Consider the following 20,820-nt stretch of genomic DNA (forward strand, 5'->3'; position numbering starts at 1 on the left):
GTACTTAATTCAAAATGTACAACAATTGTGCGTTTCTCGTCTCTCGTTCTTCCTCACTGACTAAATCATACTTTTTTAGGAGGTGAAAAACATCATTTAATAATTTCTGTGAATGAATACCTTGCAAAAAACTCTTTAACTCTTTAAAGATCCCTTCAGGTAAAAAATTCTTTTGACTTTCAAGCTTATTCATCACATCTTCAATAGAATGATCAATGTTACATACCATACTAAACTTCCCCCTCTATCCTCTATAAATAATATCCTCAGCTAACGATGTAAACACTTCTCCAACAAGAGAATCTTCATCATATACAGATGAACCATTATTTTCTTCACGTTTCGCAAAAGGTATTTTGGCAATTACTTCTGTTTGCAATTGTTCTGCAAGCATTTCGCCGCCGCCTTTTCCGAAGAGATAATTTTTCGATCCATCTTCTTCTTCATAATAAGCCATATTTTCCACAATACCTAAAATCTCATGCTTCGTATGTTTTGCCATTACACCAACTCTTGAAGCAACGAATGAAGCTATATTGTGCGGAGTTGTAACAATTATTTCTTTCGCTTGCGGAATCATCGCTGCAACATCAATCGCAACATCTCCTGTACCTGGTGGTAAATCAAGTAATAAATAATCTAATTCTCCCCAGTGCGTATTCGCAAGGAAATTTTGAATCCATTTATTTAGCATCGGTCCGCGCCACATCACTGGGTTATTTCCTTCTGTAAAGAATCCCATCGACATGATTTTAACACCGTGACTAATGACTGGAATTGCCGTTTGATCAATCATCGTTGGTTTCTTATTCGTTTCCATCATAGCTGGAATACTAAAACCATATATATCTGCATCTAATATCCCCACTTTTTTGCCCATACGAGCTAGTGCAGTTGCAAGATTAATTGTCACCGTTGATTTTCCAACTCCGCCTTTTCCGCTCGTTACAGTAATAAAACGTACTCCTGAATCCGGGCGAAGCATGCTCGGCATACCAGTTTCTGTTCTAGTATTTCGCTTTAACTTCTCTGTTAAAGCTGCACGTTCTTCTTGTGTCATAGAACCAAATGTTACCTCCACTTTAGAGGCACCAATTGCGTGAAGCGATTCTTCAATATCTTGTTGAATTTTTGCTTTTAACGGACAACCTTGGATTGTTAGTACTACTTCAAGTTTAACCTCTGTTCCGTTCATTTGTATATTTCTAACCATATTTAATTCTACAACACTTTTGTGTAACTCTGGATCCTCTACATGTTTTAATGCATTCATTATTTGTTCTTGAGTAAGCATAGAACTCATCCCTTCTCTTATTCTAATTTATATACAACATTTTCTTGGCACTTCATCTGGTGAAAAAGCTTATTATCCCCCGCTAACGGGTGGGATTAATGCGACTATATCTCCGGCTTTTATCATCTCTTCATTTATTACAAACTCTTCATTAACAGCCACCATCACTTTATCCAGCGATTGTAAACAATAGCTGGCTTTGAGCCATTCTTTTAATTGCTGCACTGTCATTTCTTGCTTTTCTGAAATTACTAATCGATCCGATCCAACTTCCTCACGCAAATTTGCAAACAGTAAAATTGTAATCATTTTTTCATTCTTCCTTCTTTGGTTTTCCTTCTGGATAAGGTGTGTTTTCAAGTTGATCTCCAACCCACATCGTTCCATCTTCCCAAAATTCTTTTTTCCAAATTGGAACGATTCGTTTTATACGTTCAATCGCGTACTCATTCGCTTCATAAGCTACTTTACGATGCGGTGATGAAACTGCAATGACTACCGCAATATCCATTATTTCTAGCCGCCCTACACGGTGCGTAATTGCTACTTTTGCATCCAGCCATCTTTCACTAATTTCTTCACCAATTCTCATAAGTTGTTTTACTGCCATCGGTTTATATGCTTCATACTCTAAATGTAGCGTTCGTTTTCCTTTTGTTAATTCTCTCACCGTACCAATAAATGTTGTAATCGCACCTGCTTCCCTTCTTGCGACTTTATTCGTTACTTCTTCAACTAAAATCGGTTTATCTACAATCTCAAATAGCACTTGTCCCATTAAAACCACCTCTCACTTTATGAAATGTCCAAGGCCATTCACTACCTTCGTTATCTTCTAATAAAAGAACATCGACAAACATATCTTTTTTATATCCTCTTGTCCCGCCCGGCAATACGATAAACGCGTTGGATTCTGCCAATGAAGAAACTGAGCTAGATTTATCAAACCCTGATGGATAAGCGATTAATTTCCCCTCATCATATTGCAATTTTGCTCGTACAAATCTTGTAAATGGATTCGGTTTTAGAAAATCTTCTCCTAATAACGCTTTTTCTCTTTTTAAATGTACTTTTTCACTAAACATATACGTCCGAATACACGGTCTTACGAATAATTCAAACCCTACGTAACAAGCTGATGGATTCCCTGATAAACCAAATAATAACTTGCCATTTAATTGTGCTACAGTCGTAACACTTCCTGGTCGCATTGCAACTTTATTAAAAAGAACAGATGCACCTAACTTTTCGTAAATAGCTGGTAAATAATCATAATCTCCTACTGATACACCGCCCGTTGTAATTAACATATCTACTTGGCCAAGCGCTTCTTTCACAGCTGTAAAACACGTATTAAAATCATCACTAAACTTCCCAAAATATTTTACTCTTCCGCCCGCTCTTCGAATTTGAGACAATATCATGTACGTATTACTGTTTCGGATTTTCCCTGGCTGTAATGAATCATTGACATCCAGTAATTCACTCCCAGTCGCTAACAGTCCAATTACAGGCTTTCTCGCAACTGGTACTTCACTATAACCGAATGTAGCAAGAAGAGCTGAAATACCTGGATTAATGTACGATCCCTTCTTTGCAAGAACTGTTCCTTTACGAGCATCTTCACCTTGAAAAGAAATATTGTCGCCCGTTTTGAATGATCGCTTCACTTCCATATAATTGTTGCCATTCTTCTCATATTGACGAGTCAGCTCTAACATAACAACCGCATCACACCCATTCGGAATTTGTGCTCCTGTCATAATTCGAACTGCTTGAAATGGACCTACTTTCTCATGGAATAGCGATCCTGCACCAATTTCACCCACTACTTCAAATACAATTGGCGTTTCATAACTTGCTAAATTAGTATCTTCTGCTCGAATAGCAAATCCGTCATACGGCGAACGATTAAATGACGGTACATCATGGTCAGCTACTAAATCCTCTGCTAATATACGTCCATAAGCTAATTCAATTGGTAATAGCTCCTTTAAGCCCTTATCAGCAAATCCCATCACTTTACGAACAGCTTCTTCAACCGTAATTGGCACTCTTCTTTCCATTGTTGACATCCTCTCTATTAACCGAATACGCGATAATATAGTTGTTTCGCTTTCGAAATATCATTTGTACCATGAATAAAAACACGACCATCCCGAAAAAAAACGATGCGGTAATCATCGAATTGGCAAGATAGTAAATACGGATTCCGATCTACTTTTCCCAGTTTTTTTAATACTTTTTCTATATCATCAAAATTGTATTTCCTATTGTCTACTGTTCTAATTTGAACTGTATTTCTTCCGCATAAAACAGCTGCTTTCGTTTGATTTTCGTATGATAAATAAGGATAAGTTCGATTCAAACCGCATGAGAGACAAGCGTCTGTTTTTATTTTCCCTAATTTTATAAAATGATTTTGATTACTCCATATATCAAACATGAAAAATGTTTTTCTAATTGCTGAGAAATCTTCCACTAAAATTTTGAGCGCTTCTGCCACTTGATATGCTGCGACGATTTGAACAGTCGGGCTAATAATCCCAGCAGTATCACACGTCACACCTGTAACAGGGATATTTTTCAGCATACAATGTAAACACGGTGTCTCTTGCGGAATAATTATATAACTCATACCATATGATCCAACGCAAGAACCATATACCCACGGAATATTATGTTTTTGTGATAAATCATTTATTACAAATCGAATATCAAAATTATCTGTTGCATCAATGATTACATCTACATTTTTTAATAGACCTTCCATATTTTCTGAAGTTGCATCCATTACGAAAGCATGTATTTGTACTTCCGAATTAATTTGTTCTAGCCGATTTTTTGCAGCAATTGCTTTCGGCATTTTCTCTCTCGCATCTTGTTCAGAGTACAATTGTTGCCTTTGTAAATTACTCCATTCAACGTAGTCACGATCGATAATCGTCAACTTACCAACACCTGCACGTACGAAACTTTCGGCACTTGCACTTCCTAATGCGCCTGCCCCTACAATTAACACATGTTTATTTCGAATTTTTTCTTGTCCTTTACTCCCAATTGGTTTGAACAACTGTTGTCGTGAATACCGATCAGCCATTACATACCCTTCCTCTCAAGAACTCTATTTCATATTAGAATGTTGTTTCTGATAACAAGCAAAGTAAGCAAAACCAACAAACCCAGCTCCTCCAATTACATTTCCGATAAAAACAGGAACAAAATTTTTAGCCAGATCCATCCACGTTAGATGACCAGCAAAAATAACAGCGGAAATGACAAACATATTTGCTACTACTTGCTGAAATCCAATCACTACAAATGCCATAATTGGAATCCAAATTCCGATGATTTTCCCGACAAAATCACTCGTCCCGTAAGCGAGCCAAAGAGCAAGACAAACGAGCCAATTACAACCAATTGCTAAAATCAAAGTTCTCCCAAATGATTCATGTAACTTCCCTTCCGCTATCGCTACCGTTTTATTTAAATACTCTCCCTCTGTTAATCCGCCAAGATGTCCAAAGCAATACGCAACGAAAATTGCCCCAATAAAGTTCATGAGAGTAATCCAAACCCAGTTATTCAGTACACTTATTAATGTAATTTTCTTTGCATAAAGCGCCATAGACAGTGACATCATATTTCCCGTAATTAATTCTCCTCCTGCTAATACTACGAGCATGAGTCCAACAGGAAATACTGCTCCTCCTAAAACATTCACTAGACTTCCCCAGCGCTCAGGTAAATTCCCTAAAACTCGAATGTTAAGTAAAAAACCTATCGCAATAAACGCTCCTCCTAAAAAACCGAGAATAAGCATCGCTGGCAATGTCTGTCTTACTTTTTGAACACCGGCCTCAATGACAAGCTCAGCAATTTGTTCCGGCTTATGAAATGCCATTACCCATTCCTCCATTTTCTCCAAATAAAAAAGCAGCTTCAAAAAACCTCCTCAAAATAAAGGTTTTTGAATGCTGCTTAATTTCTCTGCACATCTTTTACAGAGATATCAATCATCACTTTTACTATAAAATAGAAAATCCACAACTCTTGTAAATTTTCCATTTTTCACTATGACGCTAGCTATATATATTAACCACCGATATGTGACATTTCAATTTTAGGTATTGTTTTCTTATTTGTATGATTTAAGCGTTCATCTGAATAACGATCTTCCCTATTATTCCATATATCGCGTACTACATCTGTAATGTCCTCATCTGTATGTTCAGAACGAAGCAATTCTCTTAAATCATTTCCTTTAGAAGCAAATAAGCAAGTATATAATTTTCCTTCTGCAGAAATACGAGCTCTCGTACATGATGAGCAAAAAGAATCTGTTACTGATGAAATAATACCTATTTCCTCATCGCTTCCTATATAACGATACCTAGTAGCCACTTCACCAGAATAATTTGCTTCTATCCGTTCTAACGGCATAACTTGATGAATCGTATCTACTATTTCTTGTTTAGAGACGACCTCTTTTAAATCCCAACCATTATAATTTCCAACATCCATATACTCAATAAAACGAAGAATATGCTTATTTTCCTTAAAATATTGCGCCATCTGCAAAATGTCCTGTTCGTTTTTTCCCTTTTGAACGACCATGTTTATTTTAATTTTCATTCCAACTTCAGCTGCAGCCTGTATTCCTTCCAGAACCCTTTGCACTTTGCTCCTATTACCATTTAAATAGAAAAACCGCTCTTCTTCTAAGGAATCTAAGCTAACTGTTACACGTGATAGTCCCGCCTTATATAAATCAGGAGCAAACTTTTTAAGTAACGATCCATTGGTTGTTAAACCGATATCTTCTACACCATCAATTTTATTAAGGCGCTCAATAAGCTTTGGAAGCCCTCTTCGAAGTAACGGTTCTCCGCCTGTAATCCGTAATTTTCTCACACCTAAAGAAACGAAAATACGTGTTATCCTTTCAATTTCATCAAAAGATAAAATTTTATCATTAGACAAAAACGAGTAATCAGGACCAAATATTTCTTCTGGCATACAATATCGGCAGCGAAAATTACAGCGATCAGTAACTGAAATACGTAAATCCTTTAACGGACGTTGCAACTTGTCTAATGTAACTGATTTCATCTTCATTGCCTCACTTTTATTTTATATTTAAAACACGTTCTGGATGGGTATATACATTTAAGGAGTGATTACGAATAAATCCTATTGTCGTAATACCTAAATCTTCCGCTAGTTGCAAAGCTAACTCAGTTGGAGCTGATTTTGATAGTATAATTTCACAACCGATTTTTGCAACTTTCAATAATATTTCCGAAGAAATACGACCACTAAAAACAATGATTTTATCTTTTATAGAAATATCGTTTCTTAAACAATAACCGTAAATTTTGTCTAGTGCATTATGCCTACCAATATCCATTCGGCTTAAAATAATACCATTAACATCACATAAAGCTGCATTATGAACCCCACCAGTACGATGAAACGTATCCGCAGATTGCTGCATTTCTTTCATTAACCGAAAACAATCATCGGCAGCAACCTGTACATGGACACCCTTCATTTTTTTTGCACTTAGTGCATCATTTGCAAAAACAAACCCTTGCCTACTCATACCACAACAAGACGTAATATAGCGTTTATTTTGCATTTGTTCATAATACGGATTTACTTTTGTCGTTGTTATATGCACAAATCCTTCTTTCTCCTGCACCCATACACTATCAATGTCTTCATACTTCCGAATGATTCCTTCAGACGCCAAGAAGCCTATTACCATATCTTCTATATATTCTGGAGTACTAACCATTGTAACAAACTCCTGTCCGTTCATTTTAATGGTGACAGGAAACTCTGTTACAATGCTGTCCTCTATATGTTTAAATGCTCCTTGTTCATAACGAAAGATTTCTCTTTCTACCTGTATCGGTTTCACGATCAGTATCCTTCTCTCACGTTATATTTTTATCAAAAACAAATACAGAAACTGCAATATCTTCTTCTACTTTCATATCTGAAAACAAATTCACTAATTTCGCTCCAACAAGTTCCTCCAAATGTTCACGGGAATTCGCAGCATACACTTCTTGAATCATTTTCGTTCTAGCCATATGAACCATTTCCGCACCGTCCATCGTACTTGAAATAAATTTTTCAGTAGGTGTTAAGTTTCCATAAAGAGTCGCTATAGCCATATTTTCCGCAAAAACAGTATGAATTCGTTCTGGTCCTTTTCCGAAAAGTTCCTTTCGAAGTTTTCGTATCATATCATTAAATTCATGTACTTTTTTTGACATACAATTATACCTCCCAAAAGCCTCATTTTACTCTATTATATATTTTACCAAAATGAGCCTTCCGCCCAAACTATTTCCTACAAATATTTGGGCGGAAAGGTTCACTTCATGAAGTTTATTCGTCTTTTAACCCTTTCCCCATACCTTTTAAGAAATGAAGCCCAAACCCGATAGCACGGTTAATATCTGGGTCTTTCAATACTTTCATAAGATCGAATACCCCTACTTTTTTATTACTTTCTAGATGTTCATTACCTTCTTCTAGCCCGACTAATAAACTACCTATAAGCTTTTTCGTAAGTTCTGGGTCAAGTTCAGTTAACGCACCTGCAGCGCCCATCATATTATTAATTAAATTTGTAACAGGCTCACGAGTTACTTGACCTAGAACAATTTTCGCAATTGGTTCTTTCGCTTTTAGCATTGAATTTGCAGCTTCTAGCATTCCAATGTCATTTAATTCCCCTACTATATTAAACATCTGATTTAGAGCTTCTTCATTATTAGTTAGAAGCTCTTTTAAATCATCTAACTTTTGCTGTTTTATTTCTTCCTCAGTTAATTCTTGTTTTTGAATCATTTTTATAGGTGCAGCCATAGTTTTCTCCTCCTACTTATCCGTTAAATGCACATACCCTGGACGTGCCCACTTACGATGTACCTCAATTCCAGCTTGAGGGTGACGTTTTTTATTGCGTGGGTTCGCTTTTGGCATCGGATTTTCGCCATCAACTTCTAATACTTCCATACGTACTTTTGTTTGTTTATACGCAGGTGTATTCGTACGTACATCCACAGCAGGACCTGTTAAGAAATTAATTGCCGTTTCGTTATCTGTAGAGTTCATCGGTAAATATAACTCATTCGCTTTTACACGATCTGTAACGAGTGCACGTAATTTTAATGCTCCAAAAGGAGAGACAAGACGAACTAACGAACCTGTTTTTACGCCACGTTCTTTTGCAAGGTCTGGAGAGATTTCAACGAAAACACCAGGTACTTTCGTTTGAATACCTGTTGATTTATTTGTCATATTCCCTTCATGGAAATGTTCAAGCATACGACCGTTGTTAATGTGAAGGTCAAACTCAGCTGGAAATTCAGCTGGACGTACCCAGTCAGCAATCGCAAAACGAGCCTTTTTATCTGGGAAGTTAAATCCGTCTTGGAACAGAAGTGGTGTATTCGTTCCATCAAAACTTCCCCAATGGAAACTGTTCCATCCTTCAAGCACTTCATAGTTCGCTTGCGAGAACAATGGTGATAAACTTGCCATCTCAGCAAAGATTTCACTTGGGTGGCTATAATTCCAGTTTGCACCTAGTTTATTCGCAACTTCCTGGACGATCCACCAGTCTGGTTTCGCATCTCCTAGCGTAGGAAGAACTTGATATAATCTTTGGACACGGCGCTCTGTATTTGTGAAAGTACCTTCTTTCTCAAGAGATGGCGCTGCTGGTAATACAACATCTGCATATTGAGCAGTTTTAGAAAGGAAAACATCTTGCACAACGAAGAAATCAAGGCTCGATAACACTTCATGTACATGATTTGCATTAGAATCTACAAGAGCCATATCTTCTCCGACAAGATACATTGCTTTCATTTTTCCTTCGTCAATTGCGTGAAGCATTTCGATATTATTAAGACCTGGTTCACTATCAATTTTCACTCCGTAAGCAGTTTCAAATTTCGCACGTTCCATTTCGTTAGTAACGTGCTGATATCCTGGAAGCCATCCTGGTAAAGTACCCATATCACAAGCACCTTGTACGTTATTGTGGCCTCGAAGTGGGTATGCGCCTGCTCCTGGACGACGGTAGTTCCCTGTTGCAAGAAGTAAGTTTGAAATTGCAGCGGAAGTATCAGAACCACCTGTATTTTGCGTTACCCCCATACCCCAAAGGATACATGTACCATCTGCATCACGAATCATTCCAGCCATTTGAATAAGCGTTTCTTTTGAAATGCCTGTTACTTCTTCTGCATATTCAAGTGTATATTCCTCTAGGCTTTCTTTGAAATCTTCAAAGAAGTTTACATTCTCATTAATGAATTCCTGATCATGCCAACCTTGATCAATCATATATTTCGTAACAGCCATTAACCAAACTTGATCTGTTCCTTGTTTTGGACTAATAAAGACATCTGATCGCTCTGCCATTTCGGTTTTACGAAGATCAGCTACAATTAACTTTTGTCCGTGTAATTTATGTGCACGTTTAATACGTGTAGCTAGAACAGGATGACCTTCTGTCGGATTACATCCTACAATAATAACAAGACCAGATTGCGCAATATCTTTAATCGTTCCGGCATCACCGCCCATACCAATTGTACGGAACAAACCATCCGTTGCTGGTGATTGGCAATAACGTGAGCAGTTATCAATATTATTCGTTCCAAATACTTGTCGAGCTAATTTTTGAATTACATAATTGTCTTCATTTGTAATTTTAGAGGAAGAAATAAATCCGATAGAACCTTTACCGTACTCTTCTTTAATAGCGCCTAATTTATTTGCAACTACATTCAGTGCTTCTTCCCATGTAGATTCAACAAACGTTCCATTTTTACGAATTAAAGGTTTTGTTATTCGTTCTTTAGAATTTACGAAATCCCAACCAAATTTCCCTTTTACACAAGTGGAAATTGCGTTAACTGGTGCATCTGAAGATGGCTGTACTTTAAGAATTTTACGCCCCTTCGTCCACACTTCAAACGAACAACCTACACCACAAAATGTACATACTGTTTTCGTTTTCTTCGTACGAGTATCACGCATGGCCGCTTCCACTTCTGATACCGCAAAAATACCGCTATATCCAGGCTCAACTTCTTTAATTAAATCTACCATCGGTTCAAGAATATCTGGTTTTAATCCCGTCATAAATCCAGCTTCACCGAGCATCGTTTTCTCCATTAAAGCGTTACAAGGACAAATCGTTACACATTGACCACAGCTAACGCATGAAGAATCATTAATATTTACTCCTTCATCCCAAATAACTCGTGGGCGTTCCGCTTCCCAGTCTATCGATAACGTTTCATTTACTTGTAAGTTTTGACACACCTCAACGCATTGACCGCATGCAATACATTGATTAGGATCATAGCGATAAAACGGATGCGTCATATCAACTTCACTTACATCTACTTTCGGTTCATACGGATATTTTTGATGTTCAATTTCCATTAATTCTGCTGTATTATGCAGTTTACAGTTCCCATTGTTGTTGTCACATACTGTACAGTATAATAAATGATTTTCTAGTAACCGATCCATCGCCTCTGTTTGTGCTTCTTTTGCGCGAACAGAAGCACGTTCAATGTTCATACCTTCCGTTGCTATCGTCGAACAAGAACGCATTAACTTTCCGTCAACTTCTACAATACAAGTGTCACATGTTTGAATAGGATCTACTTCTGGCACGTAACAAATTTGCGGATGTTCAATCCCGTTCTCATTAATAACACCCAATATCGTTGAACCGGGCTCCGCTGTATACTTTTTTCCGTCAATTGTAATATGAACCATGTTGTTATTCATGGTCTTTCCCCCTTTTTGAGAATAAAAAAACTCCACCACGAAAATATACGCACCACATTTCGGCACGTTATTATCATGGTGGAGTAGTTTATTAGCACATCTTGCTAAAATACCAATCCATTTATTCATAAATAAAACGATAGAGTCATAACAGGTCATATCACGATTCCATCTTTAACACTATAATTATAGCGTTAAAGTTAAAAATATACAATATAAAATTTAAACTACGCATATGTCAGCTTGTAACTATCCATAATAACCCATATAAAGTGAAACTTTAATCAGTGGGGGGTTTTCTTCATCCCCCACTGATTATCAGCCCTCACCAATCGGGATAAAACATAACAAGGAGTAAGCGAACAAATGGGGTCTTTTAATAAATGGATTCGTGGTGAAAAATCTCTTTCTACCCAAGAGCAAGCTGATTACGCATTAAATAAATCTATCTCTTCTTCCCTTTCCCTTAATTTAAAGCACTTGTCCAAACTGTTTAGCGGTATTCCAGAATTAATAACACGCACTTTTCCATTAAAAAACGGACAGGAAGCTGCACTCATATATATGGAAGGACTTGTAGACAAAACTGTTATTAACGTAAACATTCTTCGTCCTCTCTTATTTAAAGAGTGGAATGAAGACGATTTTTGGAAAGCCTCTGTTTCTATCGGAAATATTAAAAAAGTTCAACAGTGGACAGACATTGAACAATCTCTTTTACACGGCAAAAGTATTTTATTTATAAACGGACAACTATCCGCTTTAGAGCTCGATACGCAAGCGGCACCAAAAAGGAGTATTGAAGAACCTACAACAGAGAGCTCCATAAAAAGCTCACACGAAGGATTTAATGAAGTAGCGAGCGACAGCCTTGCACTTATTCGTCGATATATTCCAAATCGCGAACTGAAAGTGAAGGAATTCACTGTTGGTGAACGAGCTACTTCAAAGGTTTTTTTGCTTTATCTAGCAGATGTTGCGAACGAAAATGTCGTAAAAGAAATGGCATCCCGTATCGAGTCAGTAAAAGTTGATGCGATTCTTACTACTGGTGAATTAGAGGGGGTTGTTGAAGATAATTCATTTACTCTCTTTCCGCAATTATCAATAACTGAACGCCCCGACACAACAGCACATCATATTCTTGATGGGCGAATTGCCGTTGTTGTAGATCGCTCACCAGGCGTATTAATAGGACCTATGACCTTTTCATCCTTTTTTCAGACGATAGATGATTACAGCTTCAGACCTATGATTCCATCTTTTATACGACTCCTTCGTTTCACTGGGCTATTTATTGCAATATTTGCTCCTGCTCTTTATATTGCTATGATTTCCTTCCATTATGAAGTGATTCCGCTCAAATTGTTGTTAACGATTGGAGAATCTCGAGCCAAAATTCCTTTTCCTCCCATATTAGAAGCTTTATTAATGGAATTAGTTCTCGAAATGCTCCGAGAAGCAGCGATTCGGCTTCCTGGACCTGTTGGGCAAACAATCGGCGTCGTAGGAGGAATTGTAATTGGACAAGCTGCCGTTCAAGCTGGGATTGTTAGTAACGTTATGGTTATCGTCGTATCAATTACTGCGGTTGCCTCCTTCATTATTCCTAACTTAGAAATGTCAGCAGGAATTCGGCTTCTTCGATTCCCAATGATGATAGCCGCCTCTTTATTTGGCGTCATTGGAATTATGGTTGGGATGGCGATCATTATTATTCATATACTTTCTATGGAATCTCTCGGTGTTCCTTATGGTAGTCCTTTTTCTCCGTTATTTGCTTCGGATTTAAAAGATACCCTTGTACGTTTCCCATGGAAAATTATGAAGAAACGGCCACTATCTCTACAATTAAAACAAGATAACCGGCAAAGAGATGTTGAGGAAAAGGAGGATAATAAGTGACAAAACGTGCAAAGAGGGAGATTAGTTTATTTCAATACATTTTAACGATTAGTGGTGTTCAAGTAGGATTCGGTGTCCTTACACTTCCGCGTGAAGTTGCACAAGGGGCAAATACAGATGGCTGGATGTCTATTATTATTGGATGTGCTCTCACTACTTTAGTCAGTTTATGTATTGTGAAAATTATGGAAAAGCATCCTGGATATACTTTACTCGATGTGCTAACTCGTTATCTTGGGAAGTGGCTAGGAAGAGTAGGAATGATTTTTTGGATTTTATATGCTGTCCTTGCAGCTATTTCCTTAATTTTTTCCCTCTTATACGTTATTCACATTTGGATTTTACCTAGAACTCCAATGTTTTTAATTATGATTTTACTATCTATTCCAATGTTAATGCTAGCATGTAAAGGCGTTCTTATTATAAGTCGCTATGCTGTTTTCACTGTATTTTTCACACTATGGATGCCTTTTCTATTGTTTATTCCGCTTAAAGATGGGCATTGGATTTATCTTCTTCCTCTTCTTAAAGAAGGCTGGATACCAGTTTTAAACACAGTAAAATCAACTATCATTGCGTTTCTCGGATTTGAGTTTGCATTTGTCCTTTATCCTTATCTCAGTAATAAATCATCTGCAAAAAAAGGAATTGTTCTTGCGAATTTGATTACGCTATTTATTTATCTTCAAGTCACCTTTGTCTCTTTTGTTTATTTTAGTCCAGATGGTATAACAAAGTTTTTATGGCCGACTCTTTCTCTTGTTACACCGTTTCACTTCTCATTTCTTGAGCGATTTGAAATTATCTTTTTGTCATTTTATCTCTTTATTATTTTTGATTCCTGTATTCCTTATATTTTCACTGCTTCAGATGGAATTAATCAATTTCTTAACAAAAAAGGCAGTTCATTACCTATTTATGTTTTATTATTCGGGTGTATTTTCATCTTATTCTTTTATATCCCTTCTTCTTATCAGATAAGTGCGTTGCGGGAATTTTGGGGAACTGCTAGTTATTTTATCGTTTTTCTATTCCCAGTCGTATTTCTCTTATACATGACACTTTATCAGCATTGGAAAAGGAGAAGAGTTTAAATGAGGCGCTTTATTCATTTCACTATACTTTACTTTCTCATAACCTTTTTAACAGGCTGTGGAGATCGACTCGACTTAGAAAAACAATCGATTTCATTAATTTACGGCTTTGACGCAAAAGCAAAAGGAAAATTAATTGTGTACCACGTGAATCCTATTTTTAATGAAGACGTAGAAAAAAAGTACGAAACACATGAAGCGAAAGTACGTACACCTCGAGAAGCAAAAGCAACGTTTAATAGCTCAAGTGGCGGTTTAGTATCTACAGAAAAGTTACAGCTCATTTTATTTAGCACAAATTTTTTAAAACAAGAAGGGGCTATGCCTTACCTTGATGTTTGGTATCGTGATCCTAAAAACACTGGAAACATGCGCATGGTTGCAGTAGACGGTCCAATTTCTTCAGTTATATATAATAACTTTAAAGATAAGCCTGCCCTTCCCGAGTATTTAACAGATTTAATTAATACGAACAAACTGTACAATCGGACCGTTTTTACGACATTCCATGAATTTCACAGGCAAACGTTTAATAAAGGTATAACACCTGCTATTTCAGAAATAAAAAAAGGTAAAAAGGATGTTATCGTTACTGGTTCCGCGCTATTAACTTCTCGCGGAATTTATAAAATGTCATTAAATCGTTATGAAAGCGCCCTTCTTCTTTTGTTACAAAAGAAAGCGAATACACCGGTTTCGCTTACATTGAAAATCCCTTCTACTTCAGTTGAAAGTAATAGTGATTTAAAAGATACCGATGGCGGCGATTTCGTAACAATAAATGTTCTTAGCATGAATCGTGATATCCATACAGATTATAGCGATAACCACTTCAAATTTCATGTTAAAATGGATTTAAAAATTGCTGTCTCTGAACTTACATTCAATATGGATATAGACAAAGATAGAAAGAAATTAACTTCTCTTATTACAAAACAACTAAACAAAGATTTGAACGATTTAATCCACAACATTCAAAAACAGCAACTTGATCCATTCGGATTTGGTGATTATGCGAGAGCGTTTCAATATAAAGAATGGAAACAAGTTGAAGATGATTGGCCGAGTGCCTTTTCAAAAGCTAATGTGAAAGTGGCACCAACTATTAAAATTTTAGAAAATGGGATTATTAAATAGAAAAAACACGCTACTTGTTCTTATATGAATAAGTAGCGTGTTTTCATTTCCATTACAAGTATTATTTCAATGGACTATACTTTATTTCTATTTCTAACATTACTATGTTTTTTAGCATATACAAAATATATGAAAACACCTACTATAATCCATGCAACAAAACTAATTAAAGTAAGCTTAGAAAGGTTCAAAGCTAAATATATACAACTTACTATCGAAACGATAGGTAAAAAAGGTACTAGAGGAGCACGGAATGGCCTCTTCATATTAGGATGTGTCTTTCTTAATACAATGACAGCTATAGATACAAACACAAACGCTGTTATCGTTCCCATATTCACTAAATTAGCTAATAAATTCAAATCCACTAATCCCGCTAATAAAGCTGCTAGTATACCTGTAACCCATGTATTAAAAAATGGAGTTTGTAAACGTTTATGAACACTTGAAAGTCTTTTTGGTAACAATCCATCTCGACTCATCGAGTAAGATACACGAACAAATGCAAACATAGCTACTAACAGAACTGTTGTTAGCCCTGCTATCGCTCCGACCGATAACAACCCAGCAATTCTATCTTCTCCTACAGTGCGCAACGCATATGCAACCGGATCAGCAACATTTAATTCCGTAAACGGAACCATTCCAGTTAACACGAATGAAACACCTACATATAGAACCGTACAAATGAACAAGGAAACAAGTAGCCCAATTGGCACGTTACGTTGTGGACGCTTCACTTCTTCTGCGGCTGTTGCAACTGCATCAAATCCTAAAAAAGCAAAAAATACAGTAGCAGCGCCTCCTACCACACCGTGAAAACCAAACGGTAGAAATGGTTGCCAATTCTCTGGTCTTACATATTGTGTCCCTACAACAATAAATCCTACAATAACAGCCAGTTTAATAATAACCATTATATTATTTATTCGTGCACTTTCTTTTGCACCACGGCTTAATAAAAATGTAACAACTAAAATAATAAGAACTGCTGGTAAATCAATGATTCCACCCTTCCCCATTCCTGGTGCCGAAGCAAAAATCGTAGGAATGTGAATATTAAAACCTAGTAGCAATGACTGAAAATATGCTGACCAGCCTGCTGCAACCGCAGAAGTCGCTAATAAATACTCCAGCATAACACACCAGCCAACTATAAATGCAAAAATCTCACCTAGTGTCATATATGTATATGAATATACACTTCCCGAAACTGGAACTGTAGATGCAAATTCAGCATAACAGAAAGCTACACATGCACATATAATTGCCGCTAATACAAAAGATAATACAATCGCTGGACCAGCATGTTTCGCTGCTACAATACCAGTTAATACGAAAATACCTGTACCAATAATTGCTCCAATTCCTAAAAGAGTTAGATCAATCGCTCCTAAAGTTTGATTCAATACTTTTTTCTTTTCTTCATCCATTGCTTTCTTTATGAAAAGACTCATTCTTTGAAACCTCTTTTTCAAGTTTATCTCTTACTTGTTACATTCTTTATTACTGTTCTATTTTAAAAATAAAAATATACATAGTTCACTTCCCCTATAGACTTAGTAACCCACTTAAAAAAACAGAAAAATCAATCTCCTTATGACATATTGAATTTTCAAAATATTAATGGTACAAAAAAACCATTAAGAATGCTGATTGAATTTATTATACAATTAATTATATTGTCAATAATAAATCAATCAAAAATAATCGGTTGATTATGTATCAAATGTTATTTTTATACATAATTATTTTCTCAAAAACATTGTTGTTTTCCACCTTAATATTCATACACATTTTATTACATTGATTTTCATACAATTTTCATTGCATACAATGCAATGAAAATCATAATAACCTCAAATGAATTATTATTTAAAAATAATAATTCATTTGAGGTTATTTTACCATTTTAATACTAACAAAAAAGTGCAGATTTTCATCTGCACTTTTTTTATTCTTCCGCTTCAGCTTCTGCACTACTAGTTTCAAGATGCTCCTTCTGAGCTTCCTCTTGCAGCTCCGCTGAAATCATCCCATAATAAAGTTCCGGATATAACCCAAATATTTGATATACACTTCCTAAAAACGGCATCAGAATCCCTCTTTTCTAAAGTTGTCTTGCCACTTTTAAGGATTCCCTTTTCATTCATTATACATTCGTTTTTGACATTTCTTCTTCATCTTGAACACCTAATAAATTTTGCCATTTTTTATACGGAGCGCTATTTGGATCTACATATCCTTTTGCATGCGAGCGATCCCACAATTGTTTAATAAACATTTCTTTCTCTTTCTTTGCCACCATATCGGCACCTGTACCGTAATAGCTCTGGAAATACAACTCGATTTCATCAAGGAATAGTCTTAATAATTCATCTGATGTTTCTTCTAACGTCGGATCATACTTCGCTTCACGGTCATACATTAAAATCATATCTAAAAGATTGTGGACATGTTCTTTTCTAAGCCATCTTACATCTTGGGCTCCTAATACGAACGGATGTGTATATAAATGTCCACCTTGTATCATCGCCTTTTCTTGCTCTTCTTCAAATCGTGACAAGATGTTTTCATAAATAAACGGATTATGAAGCAACGCTCTGTGTAATTTATAACTTTCGCTTGAAATATTTTTCCCCATCGACTGAATTAAAAAGCTACGTCCTACACCGTTATATTGATACACAAACTGTCCATCAACAGCAACTAAACTAATCCAGCGATACATATATGCGTATAGTAATGCACGATTACATTTATCATAATCTAATTTTGTTTGAGTCGCGTTTAAATCTGGCATAAAGGCTGGTAAGTGCCAATACTTATCTAAATGCGGCGTTAAACTAGATTTTTTACTATTTAATTTGTTTACACGGCGATAATACGATTGGAAATAGTCACCTTTATCATTCATAAATCCATTTGAAATATGTCCTGATGATAATTTAGGAAAGTCTTGCAGCGATAAGCCGTAATGCGCTCGATAACAGATCACTTCAAATGGCGAAAAGGCTTCATGTACTGTATCTTTTTCTTTAAACATTTCTTGAATTAATTCCTCTTGCAACTCTTTCTTTAAAGAAGGATGTATACCCCAATATTGTAATTCCCTATGATGAGCAACTTTCGGAACGAATGGACTCGCTAAATGGAACAGGTCTTCAATTTTTTCACGAACGTATTCATCGCGATCACGTTTCTTATAATCTGCTTCTTTTCGCAACGCTTCAATAATATTCAGTTCTAATTTATCACGATAGCGTACTTGCAGTTCGTCATAACAATAGCTCAGTATATGTTCTCGGTAGAAATCCTCTACCTTTTTCGACTGAATCTCTTCTGTTTTCGCATCACGACAATATTCCCCGTACAAACTCATATAAATTTCCGCTGATATATCTTTCGGTAGTACACCTAAATTTAAATGTTGCTGCATATCTTGCCATATCTTTTCTTGCAACTTCTCTTCAGCTAATACGTATACATTCGTTGGGTTTGTTTTTCCTTCAAATTCCTTGCTTCGTTTTTGAATTTCGAACAGTAAATTTTCACGTGTTTCATGTAAATTATCAAAAAATCTTTCCCAATATTGAATCATTTTATTAACTGCTTGATATAGCGATTGATATACAAGTTCTAATAGCATTTCTTTTCGATATTCATTTAATTTGTGTACATATTGCGTTACGATGTCTTCAAATTCTCTTTTGAATAAACGTTGCTGATTATTAATCATTTTTCCGAACCAGCCTTGTTGTTGAGCAATTTCTACTCGGCGTACAGCCGTTACCGTTCCATCAATATTACCCACATTAAATTTTTTATCGTAATTTTGAATTACATTACGCTTTTGTTCATTATTTTCATGTAGTCGATTCATTTTTTCTACTAACTGCTTTCGAATTTCATATAACATAAAACGTGCTGCTACTGGGTGAACGGGATCTGTTTTCTTTAAAAACCATGTATTTAATTGATAGGACTGTCCTTCAGAACCACTTGGTGAAAAGCGGTCTGATTCAATCATGTCATATAAAAGTGTCGTTACATGTTCATGTACCCGGCTCGGAATCGCATACGCATATAAACGAACCGCATGATCCACTCTTGCCACTTCACCCTTCATTTGTTCCATCATTTTCAGTTTCGTAGCTGAAATTTTACACTCATGTTGCAGACGATTTAATTCCTCATCTTTTTGCACCGTTCGTTGTACATAACTTTCTACAGCTTCTAAAAACAGTTTTGATTTCGCAACTCCGAGCTTACCACCCTCTGCTCCTTCACGTGTTTCATTGTACATTTGTCTATAGAAAATATGAGCTTGCTCTGGACGGGTAGCAAGATGCTCCAAGTCCTCTAAATAACTTTTACCTCTCTCCGGCTTTTCACGTTGCATCCCACGTTTTACATCTTGATCGTATCTTTGCTTCTTCTCTTGAAACAGTTGATCTAAATGAAGCCACGATTCATCTAAACCTTGCACAGCCCATTTTAAAGCACAATATTTTAACACATGTTCATATGGATAAATGAGTTTTGCCGTTCCTGCCCCGCAATATCGTCCTTTTCCGCTTGATTCTGCTAATTGCTGAATTTGATTGTCTTCCTGTGCAAAATGACTTGTGGACATCGGGCTAAATAACTGTAAATAAATTGTATTTGCCATCTGTTCCATATAGTCTGATAAATTGTGTAAATGGTGTCCATGTAGGTTTTCGTAATCGTATAAGAAACAATAATTGTAAGGTAAATGATGTTGTTTAATTGTATGATTCGTTCTTCCGTCTTCATCTACTTGATCAGGGCGATACTCTAATTCAATTGTTACACCGCCGCGTTTTGATAATTCTCCAGTAGACCCGAGCGTAATAGCATGTAATTCTTTTAACGATGCATAGCCATTTGCTTGCACCGTTTCAAATTCTTTCGCGCTAACCGTTCTCGTCTTTACTAAAACATCCGGCATTAAAAACGCACCGCGTATTAAAATGTTATGATGCTGCAATTTCTTCCGAAGCATTTCACGTAAATATAAAGCAATTTGCAGAAACATCCCTGAACCTGTTCCGCCTGCTAGTGATGTTACTATAATGACACGCACACCATATTCCGTTTGATCACTTGTAACCGGAAAGATTTTCTCGATTTCTTGCCAAAAAGACGTCAATTTATCTTCTTTCATCGCAGCACGTAACGCTAAACGTGAAATGACGCGTAACTGTCCTGCTCCTTCTGTTAATGGTTTATCAAGTATAGTCGGATCCATCGGAAACCACTCTGGGATCGTTGGATCTCCCGCAATATACTCCCTAGGCGTTTTACTAGAACTTGTTTGTGTCTTAAACTTTCGAATATGATCGAATTTACTTAATGTATTCACATCTGTATCAAATACGTGCATTGCTACCTTTTTCCGGCGCTCTTCAGGCAGTTTTTCATATATTTGATGCGTCACAGTACTACCGATTCCACCTAAACCAATTAATATTGTTGGAACTTGTAATGTCATGTGAACCACCTTCCTATTCTTGCTTGTTTGAAAAAAGG

General features: G+C 36.4%; 18 protein-coding genes. 3 read left to right on the forward strand and 15 right to left on the reverse strand.

The genetic code is table 11. The annotated features are described in order from the left end of the window. Positions 1-4 precede the first annotated feature (4 nt). The 12 genes from ACUN13_RS24785 to fdhF form a co-directional block, all read right to left on the reverse strand. Entirely contained in the window at positions 5-229 is a 225-nt protein-coding gene (locus tag ACUN13_RS24785) for a hypothetical protein (protein ID WP_000227056.1), read from the reverse strand. Between the two features lie 15 nt (positions 230-244). After that, entirely contained in the window at positions 245-1,294 is a 1,050-nt protein-coding gene (locus ACUN13_RS24790; protein WP_000957507.1) for a P-loop NTPase, read from the reverse strand. A 72-nt stretch (positions 1,295-1,366) separates the two neighbouring features. After that, positions 1,367-1,603 carry a molybdopterin converting factor subunit 1 gene (gene moaD, locus ACUN13_RS24795; RefSeq protein WP_000628499.1) on the reverse strand — a complete coding sequence of 79 codons (237 nt, stop codon included), beginning with the start codon at positions 1,601-1,603 and terminating at the stop codon, positions 1,367-1,369. 4 nt (positions 1,604-1,607) lie between these two features. Further along, a complete protein-coding gene (gene moaE / locus ACUN13_RS24800) occupies positions 1,608-2,072 on the reverse strand; it encodes a molybdopterin synthase catalytic subunit MoaE (protein ID WP_000531881.1) in 465 nt (154 codons plus the stop codon). Beyond that, positions 2,053-3,360: a molybdopterin molybdotransferase MoeA gene (locus ACUN13_RS24805; RefSeq protein WP_000442200.1), complete on the reverse strand. Its 1,308-nt coding sequence runs from the start codon at positions 3,358-3,360 to the stop codon at positions 2,053-2,055. Before ACUN13_RS24805 ends, moaE begins: the two co-directional genes overlap by 20 nt. 17 nt (positions 3,361-3,377) lie before the next feature. Further along, complete coding sequence (locus ACUN13_RS24810; protein WP_000785259.1) at positions 3,378-4,394, reverse strand: molybdopterin-synthase adenylyltransferase MoeB; 1,017 nt, start codon at positions 4,392-4,394, stop codon at positions 3,378-3,380. 24 nt (positions 4,395-4,418) lie between these two features. Beyond that, positions 4,419-5,198, reverse strand: coding sequence for a formate/nitrite transporter family protein (locus tag ACUN13_RS24815; protein ID WP_000863998.1), 780 nt, complete (start codon positions 5,196-5,198; stop codon positions 4,419-4,421). A gap of 191 nt (positions 5,199-5,389) precedes the next feature. After that, a complete protein-coding gene (gene moaA, locus ACUN13_RS24820) occupies positions 5,390-6,406 on the reverse strand; it encodes a GTP 3',8-cyclase MoaA (RefSeq protein WP_000844124.1) in 1,017 nt (338 codons plus the stop codon). Between the two features lie 16 nt (positions 6,407-6,422). Then, entirely contained in the window at positions 6,423-7,220 is a 798-nt protein-coding gene (gene fdhD / locus ACUN13_RS24825) for a formate dehydrogenase accessory sulfurtransferase FdhD (protein WP_000802683.1), read from the reverse strand. A gap of 16 nt (positions 7,221-7,236) precedes the next feature. Next, positions 7,237-7,581, reverse strand: coding sequence for a DUF2294 domain-containing protein (locus tag ACUN13_RS24830; RefSeq protein WP_000039582.1), 345 nt, complete (start codon positions 7,579-7,581; stop codon positions 7,237-7,239). A gap of 115 nt (positions 7,582-7,696) precedes the next feature. Then, positions 7,697-8,179, reverse strand: a complete 483-nt coding sequence (locus tag ACUN13_RS24835) for a DUF1641 domain-containing protein (protein WP_000729897.1) — start codon at positions 8,177-8,179, stop codon at positions 7,697-7,699. A 12-nt stretch (positions 8,180-8,191) separates the two neighbouring features. Next, positions 8,192-11,131 carry a formate dehydrogenase subunit alpha gene (gene fdhF / locus ACUN13_RS24840; protein WP_001063638.1) on the reverse strand — a complete coding sequence of 980 codons (2,940 nt, stop codon included), beginning with the start codon at positions 11,129-11,131 and terminating at the stop codon, positions 8,192-8,194. Positions 11,132-11,497: 366 nt separating this feature from the next. Here fdhF and ACUN13_RS24845 point away from each other — a divergent pair, with 366 nt between their 5' ends. From ACUN13_RS24845 to gerSC, 3 genes are read left to right on the forward strand one after another with little or no spacing between them, the layout of a single operon-like run. Beyond that, positions 11,498-13,036, forward strand: coding sequence for a spore germination protein (locus tag ACUN13_RS24845; RefSeq protein ID WP_445424004.1), 1,539 nt, complete (start codon positions 11,498-11,500; stop codon positions 13,034-13,036). After that, complete coding sequence (locus tag ACUN13_RS24850) at positions 13,033-14,130, forward strand: endospore germination permease (RefSeq protein ID WP_000166517.1); 1,098 nt, start codon at positions 13,033-13,035, stop codon at positions 14,128-14,130. The genes ACUN13_RS24845 and ACUN13_RS24850 overlap by 4 nt, the downstream gene beginning before the upstream one ends. After that, the gene (gene gerSC, locus ACUN13_RS24855) at positions 14,131-15,267 is read left to right on the forward strand and encodes a spore germination protein GerSC (RefSeq protein ID WP_001252213.1); all 1,137 of its coding nucleotides are present in this window, start codon (positions 14,131-14,133) and stop codon (positions 15,265-15,267) included. Between the two features lie 74 nt (positions 15,268-15,341). Here gerSC and ACUN13_RS24860 read toward each other — a convergent pair whose 3' ends face one another. From ACUN13_RS24860 to ACUN13_RS24870, 3 genes are all read right to left on the reverse strand, one after another. Then, positions 15,342-16,724 carry an APC family permease gene (locus ACUN13_RS24860; protein WP_000051656.1) on the reverse strand — a complete coding sequence of 461 codons (1,383 nt, stop codon included), beginning with the start codon at positions 16,722-16,724 and terminating at the stop codon, positions 15,342-15,344. Positions 16,725-17,221: 497 nt separating this feature from the next. Then, positions 17,222-17,362: a hypothetical protein gene (locus tag ACUN13_RS24865; RefSeq protein WP_001116194.1), complete on the reverse strand. Its 141-nt coding sequence runs from the start codon at positions 17,360-17,362 to the stop codon at positions 17,222-17,224. A gap of 57 nt (positions 17,363-17,419) precedes the next feature. Beyond that, a complete protein-coding gene (locus tag ACUN13_RS24870) occupies positions 17,420-20,782 on the reverse strand; it encodes a tubulin-like doman-containing protein (protein ID WP_257115619.1) in 3,363 nt (1,120 codons plus the stop codon). Positions 20,783-20,820: the final 38 nt, after the last annotated feature.

This window comes from Bacillus cereus group sp. Bce041 (genome assembly GCF_052646455.1).